The organism is Rhizobium pantanalense (genome assembly GCF_030182525.1).
Classification (GTDB): domain Bacteria; phylum Pseudomonadota; class Alphaproteobacteria; order Rhizobiales; family Rhizobiaceae; genus Rhizobium.
In genome coordinates this window covers 173,745-185,570 of the sequence record NZ_JAQJCH010000008.1, presented here as the reverse complement: position 1 = coordinate 185,570, position 11,826 = coordinate 173,745, and the positions used below count along the sequence as shown (strand labels likewise).

The window sequence follows — 11,826 nt, the reverse complement described above, 5'->3', positions numbered from 1 at the left end:
TGCATTCTGGGATCCGGACAGCTTACGCGACGATGGAATCGTTTGGCTACTCATTCGGTTCCCTCGCCGATTTCCATATAGCGCGCCAATGCCAAAGCCGCATTCAGCATGTGCTCGCGCATGACCAGGGTTGCTTCCGTCGCATCGCCCCGGATCATAGCGCGCAGGATCGCCTCGTGCTCAAGGAATGACGCCGTCAATCGCTTCGGTTGACGCAGCTGAGTCCTGCGGAATGGCAGCAATCTTGCCCGCAGCCTCATCAATTCATCAAACAGAAAATCGTTATGCGCACCGCGATACAGCGTTTCGTGGAAGGACAAATTGAGCTTGTCATACTGTTCAAAGTCGTCTGCCTTCGCCGCAAGTTCGGAACGCTCATGAATTTCGGTCAGAACCGCGCGTTCCACGCCCGTTATCCGATGGGTTGCCAGACGGACGCACATGCATTCCATCTCGGCGGTCACCTCGAACATCTCCATCAGCCGCGGCAAGGTCAGCGGCAGGACGGTCGCGCCGCGTCGCGGGCGAATCTCGACCAGGCCGATCGCCTCCAGCTGACGGAGAGCGTCCCTTACCGGCGTGCGGGAAGCGCCAAAGCGGCTGCTGAGTGTTGCTTCGTCCAGGCTCGTGCCGGGCCTTATAGCGCCGGAGGAAATCTCATCCATCAGCACCAGTTTAATGCGCTGACCGATCGATCCAGCTTCGTCAAATTCCGTCATTTCAAACCTTGTTTCCGATTTGGCGGGCAACCATTCAGTTTTACACCATCCAATTCGACAGATAGCAATCGATATGAAGCATCACGCCGCATCCGGCCTGTTTTGCCTGGCGAGGAGCTCATCGACGATGGCCGGATCGGCAAGTGTCGAGGTATCGTCGGGCGCCGAAATCGTTCCTGACGTTCCTGTGCAGGATGCGGCGTCTAAGAGCCGTCTCCTGCACCGGCTCGACCGGCTTTTCCATATTGTTCAACCCCCTGCAAGTGCCCTGACGGCGAGATAAAGGATCGAAGGTGCAACAAGGCAGCCCAGCCCAGTGTGAAACGTCGCCGTCAGTGCGCCATAGGGGACGAGACGGCGATCGGTGGCCGCCAGGCCGCCGGACACGCCGCTGACGGTTCCCATCAGGCCGCCGAACACCATGGCGCTGCGGGGATTGTCGAGGCCGATCGCCTTGGCGACGATCGGTGTTCCGACCATGACAAGGACAGCCTTGAAAACACCCGTCGCAATCGACAGCGCGATCACGGCCGAGCTTGCGCCCAGAGCGGCACCCGTCACGGGTCCCACAATGTAGGTAACGGCACCGGCGCCGATCGTCGTTATGGATACGGCATCCGTGTAACCGAAAGCGATGGCGAGCAACGAGCCCACGATGAACGGAAGTAGCGTACCGAGGCCAAGGGCAAGCGCTCCGACAGCGCCGGCCTTGCGTGCTTGGCCGACATCAACCTCGAAGGCCGTGGCGACGATGGCGAAATCGCGCAGCATGGCTCCGCCCATCAGGCCGATGCCGCTGAGGATGGGAATATCCACCACCCCCTTCTCGCCCCCGGTCCACAGACCTGCAGCAAAAGCCGCAGCAAGCCCCAGGACGATTGCTATGGCCGAGCCGTGGACGCGGCCGAACAGGACATGTTTCGAGATGGCGTTCGACAGCCACATGACCAATCCGACGATCGCAAACGCGGTGAGGAGGCTGTTGGCGGTCAAGTCATGCTTCAAGATCTCCATGGCGCGGCCTCCCTCAGACCGGATTGCCGGAGGTGGCAAGCTCACCCCTGGCCTTCGCTTCGATTTCGTCCATCGTTTCGCCTCTCTCGCCGATGCGGCTCATCAGGGCGACGGTCGCGAAACAAACGAACACCGTCACGATGCCGGCGATCAGCACCAGCGGACCGCTGCGTGCGGCCACCAACACGTTTTGCTGCGCTGCCATCGCGACGACGATCGGGATGTAAAGAGCGCCCCAGAACTCAACACCGAGTTTGAGCGGCAGCGTCAACAAGCCCCGCCTGCTCAGCCAAAGCCGCGTGGCGATGAGCAGGATCATGGCAATGCCGACACCGCCGACATTCGCCTTCACGCCAAGCGCCACCCCCAGGAGATCACCGAGAATGCTCCCCAAGAGGGTGCAAAGGGCAAGCATTGCGACACCGGAGATCATCATGAGCGATCCTCCCCGCATGCGCTTCCATAGAAATACAAGCTCAACATTTTTCCTCCTCCAATGCATACAGATAAACCGCATGACGATTTTAAAATACACGTTGTTGCGGTTTTCGCAATTGTGTGTACATTATATTTCCAGGAACATGCTCCTGCGCATACAAAGGGCAATCAAATGCTTGATTGGAATACAAAAGGTCGCGACAGGCTGGCGCGTATCGAGGCCGGCCAGCGTTTCTCTGCTGGCAAGCTCGTCGACCCGCAGCAGCTCGTCGCCTTTCTGGAAGCGATCCTGAAGCCTGGGGATCGCGTTTGCCTCGAAGGCGACAATCAGAAGCAGGCCGACCTGTTGGCCAAGGCGCTGTCCAAGGTCGATGTTACCAAGATACACGACCTGCATATGGTGCAATCGGGTGTCGTCCTGCCGGAGCATCTCGACATTTTCGAAAGCGGCGTCGCCCGACGGCTCGATTTTTCCTATTCCGGCCCGCAGTCGGCCCGCATCGCGCGCATGATGTTCGGCGGCCAGATCGAACTGGGTGCGGTCCACACCTATCTGGAACTCTTCGCCCGCTACTTTGTTGATCTGACGCCACAGGTGGCGCTTATCGCCGCGGTCAGCGCGGACAGGGCGGGAAATCTCTACACCGGGCCGAATACGGAAGATACGCCAACGGTCGTGGAGGCGACGAGCTTCGGCAAGGGGCTGGTCGTCGCACAGGTGGGCGAGATCGTCGATCGCGTGCCGCGCGTCGATATTCCCGCCGACCAGGTTCATTTCGTCGTGGATGCCAAGCGACCCTTCTATGTGGAGCCGCTGTTCACGCGCGATCCGGCGGCGATTACCGAAACGCAAATCCTGACGGCAATGCTGGCGATCCAGGGGCTCTATATGCCCTATGGCGTGCGCCGCCTGAACCATGGCATCGGCTTCAATACCGCGGCCATCGAGCTGCTGCTGCCGACTTACGGTGAACGGCTGGGATTGAAGGGCAAGGTCTGCACGCATTGGGCGCTGAACCCTCATCCCACCCTGATCCCCGCCATCGAGGCCGGATGGGTGGAGCAGATCCATTGCTTCGGGTCCGAAGTGGGCATGGAAGACTATATGCGGGCTCGCCCCGACATTTTTTTCACCGGACCTGACGGCTCGCTGCGTTCCAACCGCGCCTTCTGCCAGACCGCCGGGCTCTATGCCTGCGACATGTTCATCGGCTCGACCTTGCAGATCGACCTTTCCGGCAACAGTTCGACCGTGACCGGCAGCAGAGTCGCCGGCTTTGGCGGTGCCCCCAATATGGGATCGGACGCGCGGGGCCGGCGCCATCCGAGCGAAGCCTGGCTGCGTGCGGGCCGCGAAGCCGACCCCGCCGCAGCTACCCCTGCCCTGCGCCGGGGCCGCAAACTGGTCGTCCAGATCGGCGAAACCTTCGGCGATGGCATGGTGCCGATGTTCGTCGAGCGTCTGGCCGCCCTGGATCTGGCCGACAAGCTGCAGCTCGATCTGGCCCCCGTGATGGTTTACGGTGACGACGTGACCCATATCGTGACGGAAGAAGGGATCGCCAATCTGCTGCTGTGCCATGACGGGCAAGAGCGGGAACAGGCGATCCGCGGCGTTGCCGGCTACACCGAGGTCGGCCGCGCCCGGGACCGCAAGATGGTGGAGCATTTGCGCGAACGCAAAGTCATCCAGCGTCCCGAAGACCTTGGAATTGATCCCTTGGATGCCGATCGTAGCCTGCTGGCTGCGCATTCCATCAAGGATCTGATGCTTGCCTCCGGCGGCCTGTACAGGCCGCCTTCCCGGTTCCGCAATTGGTAGGTCACCGTCATGGAAAATCTGCTTTACGAATTGAAATCGACGCAGACCGGCGGAACCCGCGCCGTGGCTCTGGTGGGCGTCGTCGCTTCGGGCAACCTCGAGATATTGCTTGAACGGCGGGAGGCGCCCGACCGTTGCGTCATCGAGATCGCGACGCCGGCCCATGGTTTCGCCGAGCTTTGGGCGGCAGTCACCGAGGATTTCGCGGCGCGCGCTGCTGCCGGCGGTCTGCGCATCACGATCAATGACGGCGGCGCCCGGCCAGACATGGTGGCGCTGCGCCTGGCCCAGGGCGTGCGGCTGATGGAGAAGCCAGAATGACCGATCCCCGCACGCTGCGCCGAAGCTGGTATGAAGAATCTGCCCGTGGCCGGCTGCTGCATCTGCTCGATGCCGACAGCTTCACCGAATTCCTGGGCCCGGAACGACGGGAGACGAGCCCTCACCTTTCACTCTTCGATTTGCCCCGGCAGTTCGACGATGGCATCATCGTCGGAGCCGGCCGCATCGACGGCCGCCCCGTACTGGTGGCCGCCCAGGAAGGGCGCTTCATGGGCGGCGCCATCGGCGAGGTGCACGGGGCCAAGCTGACGGGCCTGCTGCATGCCGCGGCTAAGATGCGGCGGAATATCGTCATTCTCTTCGACACCGGTGGCGTGCGCCTCCAGGAAGCCAATGCCGGTGAATTGGCCATCTCCGAGATCATGCGTGCCGTACTGGACGCGCGATCCGAGAGTGTGCGCGTCATCGGTCTTCTTGGCGGCCGGGCGGGCTGCTATGGCGGCGGCAGCCTGATTGCCGGCTGCTGTTCGGCACTCGTCATTTCCGAGCAGGGCCGTCTATCCGTGTCCGGGCCGGAGGTCATCGAGACGAACAAGGGCGTGGAAGAATTCGACTCCCGCGATCGGGCGCTCGTCTGGCGAACCATGGGCGGCAAGCATCGCTACCTGATCGGCGGGGCCGATGTCTTCGTCGAGGACGATATCGCAGCCTTCCGCGCCGGCGCGATTGCCGCGCTGCAACGGCCGGCCACTTTAGACCCGACGGTACTGCAAGCAGAACAGACGCGGCTCGAACATCGATTGCGCCATTTTGGCGATGCCCATGATGCTATCGAAATATGGTCGCGGCTGCAGATCGAGGAGCCTGGGCGAATACCGGAGCGAGACATCGGGACTTTCCTCACCGCCGCCAATATCCATCGGGAGAGCGCCGATGCAGCTCGCTGATATCCTGCCCTCACTCTTTCCGGCCGGTCATGAAGTGGCGCAGGCGGGCGGGCTCGTTACCGGCTGGGGCCGGTTGGACCAGCAAAACCGGATCGATCTGATCGGCATTGCCGACAAGACCTATCCCGGCGTCGATGAGGCGATAGCGCTGGCCGGGCATATCCTTTCCGTTGCGCGGCGGCCGGACAGCTCGCCCCTGTTGTTCCTGGTCGATTCCGGCAGCCAGCGGATGAGCCGGCGTGATGAACTGCTGGGGCTTAGCGAGGCACTAGCGCATTTGGCAAAGGCGCTGTGGCAGGCGGAGCATGCGGGACACCGCACGGTCGGCCTTCTCTACGGGGGCAGCGCCGCCGGCGCCTTCATTGCCACCGCGCTGGCCTGCGGATCGCTGGTTGCCCTGCCCACCGCCTGGCCCGAAGTCATGGACCTGCCATCCATGGCCCGGGTGACCAAGCTGCCGCTTGCCACCCTGAAGGAAAAGGCCGAGACAACGCCCGTTTTCGCGCCCGGCCTCGATAATCTTCTTGCCACCGGCGCCATAGCGGAAGTCTGGGATCCGGCGGCCTCCTTGAACGCCCAGCTCGCCGCACTTCTCGCCAAGCCCATTTCGCGCGATTTGCGCGCGCAATGGGGCGCAGATCGCGGCGGCCGGCCGAAGGCCGCCATGATCGCGGCCGAGGTAGAGCGGCTGGCTTTGCTCCATGATTGATGTTGCCGCCCTCCGCCGTCACGATCTTGCCTATGTGCGCTCCGAAGCGTGGCCGGGCCTGCTGCATGGGCAGGTCGAGGGGGAGATGGAGCCCTATCTGATGGCATGGGCAGTGTTGGGGCGACCAGCAATCTTCCGTCGTCGGACATGCAGCGACGCGGCGGATATCGTACCCTTGGGGCTACCCCTTCCTCCAGGCATGGGGCGCAAACGGCTTGCTCTTTCCTGCTCGCCGGCTGCCGTGATGCGAACGGCACCACCTCCTCTATTGAGGGATGCGCTGGCCGCGGCGCCGGCGCGATGGCATCCGGCCATTGGCACCCTTCTGGAGTCAGCCCCCTCTTGTCGCTGTTTCGGAAGTCTGGCTTGGCAATACCTGACCGGCCTTTCCTATCTGACCGATACTTCCGATCTCGATCTTCTGGTCGAGTGTGGCTCGAACGCAGATGCAAGGCGAGTGACGGCTTTACTGACCGATGTTGCCAAACGCGCGCCGATGCGGATCGACGCCGAATTGATCACGCCCTGCGGCTCAGCCGTTCAGTGGCGGGAATGGCTGTCGGAAAACCCGGAGCTCCTGGTTAAATCCCATACCGGATCGGCCTTGATTGCGCGGGAGGCGCTGTTCGCATGACGTTTCCGTTGCTGGCCAAACCACACCCCGTCGCCGTCAAGCATTGCGATACCGCGCTGATCGGGCGGCATGCCGCACGAGCGCTCATCTTGGAGGTGGAGACCTGGCCCAAGCCAGGATTGGTCAGCCACATCGACAATGGCGCGCATGCCGATATGGATGCGGATCTCCTGCGCCTGAGTGCCCGGACGCTGGAACCGTTCTTCGTCGCGCTTGCCGAGGCCGGCGCCATCGACATGGGCATGGATCGCCTGCGGCAAATCGGCATTGAGGCGGAAAAGGCAATGCGGGATGCGACCGGCGGAGTGAATACCCATCGCGGCGCCATCTTCGGCCTTGGCCTTCTTGCGGCAGCGGCCGGCTTGGCGGCGACCTGCGATTGGCGGGCGCCGCTCGGCACCCTTGTCGCACAGCGTTGGGGACGCGACATCCTCCACAAGGCACCGGAGCACGACAGTCATGGCGGTGTGGTCGCGCGGCGCTACCAGGTCGGAGGCGCGCGGGCGGAGGCTGCCACCGGCATGCCATCCGTCTACCATGTCGCCCGTCCGGCGCTTGCCGAAGGACGTCGCTTGGCCTTGGGTGACGAGGAAGCCGCAAGGGTCCATGCCTGCATGGCCCTGATCGCGGTAGTCGACGACAGCAATCTCCTTTATCGCGCCGGTCCCGAAGGGCTCAATTTCGCACGGAACAAGGCCCGCACCTTCCTGGCGGATGGCGGGGTCGCACGCGCGAACTGGCGATGGGATGCCAAGGCCATTCACGAGGCGTTCGTCGCGCGCAATCTCAGCCCGGGCGGATGCGCCGATCTCCTTGCCATGGCGCTGTTTACCGAGGTGTTGGAATCATGACCCTCGCGCTGCTGTGTTCGGGCCAAGGTCACCAGAGCCGGGAAATGTTCCGGCTGCTGGCTGCCGAACCGGAAGTGCAGCCCATTTTCGAAGCCGCAACAGCCGTGCTCGGGATCCACCCGACGGATTTCTGCAGGACTGCCCCCGAAGCCACCTTGCATGCCAACCGCGAGGGCCAGATCCTGTGCGTGACGCGCGCGCTTGCAATTGCTTGCGCCCTTTTCCCGGCCGGTGCGCCAAGCGATACGATGGTGGCCGGCTACAGCGTCGGTGAAATGGCGGCTTGGGGGGTGGCCGGCATCTGGTCGCCCATGGACACTTTGAGGCTGGTCGATCAGCGGGCGCGGGAAATGGACGCCGCCGGCGGGCCGGATGACGGACTTGGCTATGTGCGTGGTTTGCCAATGGTGGCGGTGCAGGAGCTTGCCGATCGTTTCGGCTGTGCAATCGCCATCGTGAACCCCGATCTCCTGTTCATCCTCGGCGGCGCCAGGCAATCGATCGATGCGTTATGCACCGCCGCGCTGGAAGAAGGTGCGGCACGTGCTGCGCCAATGCCGGTGCATGTCGCCTCCCATACACGGCGGCTCGCCGGTGCGGTGGCACCGTTTGACACAGCCCTTGCCTCGGCAGTTATGAGCCGCCCGGCGCTGCGCCTCATGACTGCCACCAGTGCGACGCTTGTTGTCGATCCGGAACGCGCTCGCGCGGGGCTTGCGCGGCAACTGGCCGAGAGGATCGATTGGGCAAGCGTGATCGAAGCCTTGGCCGAACGTGGCGCAACGACGATCCTCGAACTGGGGCCGGGTCGAGCTCTGGCGGAGATGGCAGGTCTCGCGCTGCCTGGGGTAAGAGTGCGTGCAGTCGACGACTTTCATAGCCTCACAGGGATTAAAGCCTGGCTGGCTGCCGACTGAAACCAAGCTCTTCTCGCTACGATCGGGTCGCCTGCCCTCAGATGCTGCGACGCAAACCGACTTTGAGGCTGGTGGCGGCGAGCAATGGCGAATGAGCTTACTCCAGCCGCCGGCCGGTCGCCGCGTCGAAAAGATGCAGCCTTCCAAGATCAGGTATCAACGAAAGACGGCCGCCGGCCGGGGTGGCGACTCGCTCGCGCAACGCTATGACAAGATCGTCGGACCCAATACGAGAAACGATCAGAGTCTCTGCTCCGGTCGGCTCCACCACGACGACTTCGGCATCAATGTCGCCCTCGCCTATAGCAATGTTTTCCGGCCGTATGCCGTAGATAATCTCCGCGCCGCGCGTGACGTCGAGCCCTGCGGGCAACGGAAGGCGCGCTCCGCCATCGGCGATGAATTCCAGCGGGCCAGTACTGCTGATCTTGCCGCGGATGAGATTCATTCCCGGGGAACCGATGAAACCGGCGACAAAAAGGTTGGCGGGCCGGTCGTACAGTTCCAGAGGCGAACCGATCTGCTCGACATAACCGTCGCGCATGACGACGATCCGGTCCGCCATTGTCATAGCTTCGATCTGATCATGGGTGACGTAGATCGTGGTCGTACGCAAACGTTGGTGCAGCTGCTTGATTTCCGAGCGCATCTGCACGCGCAGTTTGGCGTCCAGATTGGACAGCGGTTCGTCAAAGAGAAATACCTGCGGCTGACGTACGATCGCGCGGCCCATGGCAACGCGTTGGCGCTGGCCGCCTGACAGATTGCGCGGATAGCGGTCGAGCAGGTTTTCCAGGCCGAGGATCTGCGCCGCATCGCGCACGCGCTGCCGAATCTCTTCCTTCGGCGCCTTGGCCAGCCGAAGCGAAAAGCCCATATTCGCCTCGACGGTCATATGCGGATAGAGCGCGTAGGATTGGAATACCATGGCGATGTCACGACTCTTAGGTTCGACGTCGTTGACCACGCGGCCGCCGATCGCGACGTCACCGCCACTGATCTCCTCCAGTCCGGCAATCATGCGGAGAAGCGTCGATTTTCCGCAGCCCGAAGGGCCAACGAGAATGACGAATTCGCCGTCTTCGATATCGATATCCACTCCATGCAGAACTTCGAAGTGACCGTAGCTCTTGCGGACACTCGTCACGCTGACCGATGCCATTATGATCTCCAGTTAGAAAAGCGTGTGTCTAATCGCCAACCCTTGCCGACCACCGGGGCCGGGAAGCGCGCCAAGGCGACCTATGCGATCGTGGCCGCGGAATAGGGTTCCAGGGCCGCGTCGATCGCCGCGATGCAGAGATCGCGCGCCCGAGGCGGAACCTTCCTTGCGACCACTGCCGGATAGACCCGGCCGAGATACTGGCTGATGAGCGTTTCCGGAATATCGCTCTCGAAGCGCGTGAGCAGGGTCTCGACCGCTGCGGCGGCATTCTCGTTCGGCCAATAATAGCGGATGCGATCGCTATAGCTGAAATGGCGCTGCAAGCGCTGTTCTCCGGCCGAGCCGCCATAATGGGAATTCCAGTGATCCGGACTTTCGAGCATGACGGCCTCCATCGTCGCATAGAGCTCATCGGGCAGAGCCCTTCCGGCGAGAACCGACGCGATGGCATCGAGGCCATAGAGCGCCTCGCGCAGAGCAAAGGTCAGGCCTGGCCCGACCTTGAGGATCGCGAAGCCGCCCTCCACGAGGGCGGCGAGCGCGTCCCCAGGCTGATAGTCCGTGGAATGCGCCTCGAAGAGCAGGCCGGGCATTTGGTCGAGAGCGCCAACCAAGCCATCCGCACGATCTGGCCTGTAAAGGGCGACATTGGCATTGCCGAACTCGACGCCGGGCTGGACGACGATGGCGATCACCCGCTCCAGAGCGCTTTCGACACCGGCCTGGGCGAAGGCGGCACGATGCACTGCCAGCGTGTTTATCGCCGCCTCGGGTCGCGTCACCTCGAGCTCGTCGAGGGCATGGGTGGCGCCGCCCGGCGGCGGAACCTCGGTTCCGATAATATAGACGGGTGGTCGGAGGCCGGAGCGAAGAGCGGCCTCTTCCGCCACGCGGGCAAGCCGCGCAGCACGCTCCGCCGTTAGCTCGTCGGCCAAGGCCACCGGCTCGCCGGCGCAACCCATCGATGTATCGAGATGGATCTTTTCGAAACCTGCTTCGACATAGGCCGCAATCAACGCCTCGGCCTTCGCCATCGCTTCCTCTGCGGGCAGCTTCCTCCACGGGTTCGGCCCAAGATGGTCGCCGCCAAGGATGATGCGGTCGACAGGAAAGCCGGCTGCGGCGGCCGTGTCTTCGACGAAACGGCGGAAGTCGCGTGGCGTCATACCGGTATAGCCACCATCCTGATTGACCTGATTGCAGGTCGCCTCGATCAGCGCGACCGCCTCATCTAAGGCCGCACGCCTCAGTGCCGCCTCGATAACGAGCGGATGCGCGGAGCAGACCGATGTGATCCCGCGCGGCAGCGCCCTGACGCGATCGCCGAGAAGCTTCTTCAGCGCAATGCCACGATTGTGTTCGACGAAGGCGTTCATCCGAGCATCACGACCTTGGTCAGATGACGAGGCGATACCGTATCGACACCCTTCGACTGCGCTGCACGTTCGCCGAGGATCTGCAGAGCGGGCAGCGCGCAGAGGCCCGCGAGTGCCGGATCGCAATCGACAACGAGTTCCAGATCGCCTGGGCCGCCAAAGCCGATGACGGCCGCACCCTTTTGCCGTAGCTCCTCGACCAGCAACACTTCCGCAGCCTTTTGATCGGCACTGTAGAGCATGACGACCGCCGTGTTGCCATCGACGAGACTGATCGGTCCGTGCCGGTATTCCAGGGGATGAAAGCCCTGCGTGATGATCTGGCTCATCTCCATCAGCTTCAAGGCACCTTCCAATGCAATACCGTAGAGCTGTCCGCTGCCGAGAAAAACGAAATGCGAGCGACCTTCGATGATTTGCGGAAGAGCCGCATCGAGCTGATCGACCAGACGGCGTGCGGATTGGGCGATCGATCGCGGAATCTCCATGCCGACCATCTGCATGCCCAGAAGCAGCATCAGGCTCGCCGAAACCGTCATGACGATGCCTTCGTCGCCGTGGGTCGCCGCTTTGATCAGCCGGTCGCAATTCCTAGCAAGCGAGCTTTCGGGCTCGACCGTTATGGCGGTGACGAAAACGCCGGCTTTGCGGCTTGCCTTGGCGGCAGCAACGGTTTCCGTCGTTTCGCCGCTGCGCGAAAGGGCCACCAGATGGACCTTCTGCCAGCGCGGCCAGAAGCCGGCCGGCCGGTTCAGCCATTCCGCACCCGGCGCGGCAATCGCCGGATAGCCGGCAAGATTGGCGTGAGCCGCAAGCGACAAAGCGAGATTATAGGATGTGCCGCAGCCCAGAAAAACCGTCAGTTCGGCATCATGCGGGGCGGAGACCGGTCCAATCGCCTTTTCCCAATAAGGGAATTGTTCGAAGATCACCTTTTCCGTCGTATTCATAT

At 62.6% G+C, this 11,826-nt stretch carries 13 protein-coding genes; 7 read left to right on the top strand and 6 right to left on the bottom strand.

Going from position 1 to position 11,826, the window contains the following annotated elements; all coding sequences use genetic code 11:
* Window positions 1-50 precede the first annotated feature (50 nt).
* From PH558_RS21210 to madL, 3 genes are all read right to left on the bottom strand, one after another.
* The gene (locus tag PH558_RS21210) at window positions 51-719 is read right to left on the bottom strand and encodes a GntR family transcriptional regulator (RefSeq protein WP_285206312.1); all 669 of its coding nucleotides are present in this window, start codon (window positions 717-719) and stop codon (window positions 51-53) included.
* Window positions 720-968: 249 nt separating this feature from the next.
* A complete protein-coding gene (madM, locus tag PH558_RS21205; RefSeq protein WP_285206311.1) occupies window positions 969-1,733 on the bottom strand; it encodes a malonate transporter subunit MadM in 765 nt (254 codons plus the stop codon).
* A 13-nt stretch (window positions 1,734-1,746) separates the two neighbouring features.
* On the bottom strand, window positions 1,747-2,169 hold the full coding sequence (gene madL / locus PH558_RS21200) for a malonate transporter subunit MadL (RefSeq protein WP_095439008.1): 423 nt from the start codon (window positions 2,167-2,169) through the stop codon (window positions 1,747-1,749).
* A gap of 174 nt (window positions 2,170-2,343) precedes the next feature.
* Here madL and mdcA point away from each other — a divergent pair, with 174 nt between their 5' ends.
* The 7 genes from mdcA to PH558_RS21165 are packed head-to-tail and all read left to right on the top strand — an operon-like array spanning window position 2,344 to window position 8,333.
* Window positions 2,344-3,993 (top strand): malonate decarboxylase subunit alpha, encoded by a 1,650-nt coding sequence (gene mdcA / locus PH558_RS21195; RefSeq protein WP_285206310.1) that lies wholly within the window; start codon window positions 2,344-2,346, stop codon window positions 3,991-3,993.
* A gap of 9 nt (window positions 3,994-4,002) precedes the next feature.
* Entirely contained in the window at window positions 4,003-4,314 is a 312-nt protein-coding gene (gene mdcC, locus PH558_RS21190) for a malonate decarboxylase acyl carrier protein (protein WP_095438765.1), read from the top strand.
* Window positions 4,311-5,222, top strand: a complete 912-nt coding sequence (locus tag PH558_RS21185) for a biotin-independent malonate decarboxylase subunit beta (RefSeq protein WP_285206309.1) — start codon at window positions 4,311-4,313, stop codon at window positions 5,220-5,222. Before mdcC ends, PH558_RS21185 begins: the two co-directional genes overlap by 4 nt.
* The gene (locus tag PH558_RS21180; protein WP_285206308.1) at window positions 5,209-5,931 is read left to right on the top strand and encodes a biotin-independent malonate decarboxylase subunit gamma; all 723 of its coding nucleotides are present in this window, start codon (window positions 5,209-5,211) and stop codon (window positions 5,929-5,931) included. Before PH558_RS21185 ends, PH558_RS21180 begins: the two co-directional genes overlap by 14 nt.
* Window positions 5,924-6,565: a malonate decarboxylase holo-[acyl-carrier-protein] synthase gene (gene mdcG, locus PH558_RS21175; protein ID WP_285206306.1), complete on the top strand. Its 642-nt coding sequence runs from the start codon at window positions 5,924-5,926 to the stop codon at window positions 6,563-6,565. Before PH558_RS21180 ends, mdcG begins: the two co-directional genes overlap by 8 nt.
* The gene (gene mdcB / locus PH558_RS21170) at window positions 6,562-7,416 is read left to right on the top strand and encodes a triphosphoribosyl-dephospho-CoA synthase MdcB (protein ID WP_285206305.1); all 855 of its coding nucleotides are present in this window, start codon (window positions 6,562-6,564) and stop codon (window positions 7,414-7,416) included. The genes mdcG and mdcB overlap by 4 nt, the downstream gene beginning before the upstream one ends.
* The gene (locus PH558_RS21165; RefSeq protein WP_285206304.1) at window positions 7,413-8,333 is read left to right on the top strand and encodes an ACP S-malonyltransferase; all 921 of its coding nucleotides are present in this window, start codon (window positions 7,413-7,415) and stop codon (window positions 8,331-8,333) included. The genes mdcB and PH558_RS21165 overlap by 4 nt, the downstream gene beginning before the upstream one ends.
* A gap of 97 nt (window positions 8,334-8,430) precedes the next feature.
* Here the strand turns inward: PH558_RS21165 and PH558_RS21160 are convergent, their stop codons facing one another.
* The 3 genes from PH558_RS21160 to PH558_RS21150 all read right to left on the bottom strand — a co-directional run bounded on the left by PH558_RS21160 (window position 8,431) and on the right by PH558_RS21150 (window position 11,824).
* Window positions 8,431-9,495, bottom strand: coding sequence for an ABC transporter ATP-binding protein (locus tag PH558_RS21160; protein ID WP_285206303.1), 1,065 nt, complete (start codon window positions 9,493-9,495; stop codon window positions 8,431-8,433).
* An 80-nt stretch (window positions 9,496-9,575) separates the two neighbouring features.
* Window positions 9,576-10,874: a D-tagatose-bisphosphate aldolase, class II, non-catalytic subunit gene (locus tag PH558_RS21155; RefSeq protein WP_285206302.1), complete on the bottom strand. Its 1,299-nt coding sequence runs from the start codon at window positions 10,872-10,874 to the stop codon at window positions 9,576-9,578.
* Window positions 10,871-11,824 carry an SIS domain-containing protein gene (locus tag PH558_RS21150; RefSeq protein ID WP_095438758.1) on the bottom strand — a complete coding sequence of 318 codons (954 nt, stop codon included), beginning with the start codon at window positions 11,822-11,824 and terminating at the stop codon, window positions 10,871-10,873. Before PH558_RS21150 ends, PH558_RS21155 begins: the two co-directional genes overlap by 4 nt.
* Window positions 11,825-11,826 lie beyond the last annotated feature (2 nt).

Excerpts from the sequence above, each read along its gene's own strand:
- PH558_RS21210 (WP_285206312.1), bottom strand. The coding sequence starts at position 719 with ATGACGGAATTTGACGAAGCTGGATCGATCGGTCAGCGCATTAAACTG.
- madM (WP_285206311.1), bottom strand. The coding sequence starts at position 1,733 with ATGGAGATCTTGAAGCATGACTTGACCGCCAACAGCCTCCTCACCGCG.
- madL (WP_095439008.1), bottom strand. The coding sequence starts at position 2,169 with ATGATGATCTCCGGTGTCGCAATGCTTGCCCTTTGCACCCTCTTGGGG.
- mdcA (WP_285206310.1), top strand. The coding sequence starts at position 2,344 with ATGCTTGATTGGAATACAAAAGGTCGCGACAGGCTGGCGCGTATCGAG.
- mdcC (WP_095438765.1), top strand. The coding sequence starts at position 4,003 with ATGGAAAATCTGCTTTACGAATTGAAATCGACGCAGACCGGCGGAACC.
- PH558_RS21185 (WP_285206309.1), top strand. The coding sequence starts at position 4,311 with ATGACCGATCCCCGCACGCTGCGCCGAAGCTGGTATGAAGAATCTGCC.
- PH558_RS21180 (WP_285206308.1), top strand. The coding sequence starts at position 5,209 with ATGCAGCTCGCTGATATCCTGCCCTCACTCTTTCCGGCCGGTCATGAA.
- mdcG (WP_285206306.1), top strand. The coding sequence starts at position 5,924 with ATGATTGATGTTGCCGCCCTCCGCCGTCACGATCTTGCCTATGTGCGC.
- mdcB (WP_285206305.1), top strand. The coding sequence starts at position 6,562 with ATGACGTTTCCGTTGCTGGCCAAACCACACCCCGTCGCCGTCAAGCAT.
- PH558_RS21165 (WP_285206304.1), top strand. The coding sequence starts at position 7,413 with ATGACCCTCGCGCTGCTGTGTTCGGGCCAAGGTCACCAGAGCCGGGAA.
- PH558_RS21160 (WP_285206303.1), bottom strand. The coding sequence starts at position 9,495 with ATGGCATCGGTCAGCGTGACGAGTGTCCGCAAGAGCTACGGTCACTTC.
- PH558_RS21155 (WP_285206302.1), bottom strand. The coding sequence starts at position 10,874 with ATGAACGCCTTCGTCGAACACAATCGTGGCATTGCGCTGAAGAAGCTT.
- PH558_RS21150 (WP_095438758.1), bottom strand. The coding sequence starts at position 11,824 with ATGAATACGACGGAAAAGGTGATCTTCGAACAATTCCCTTATTGGGAA.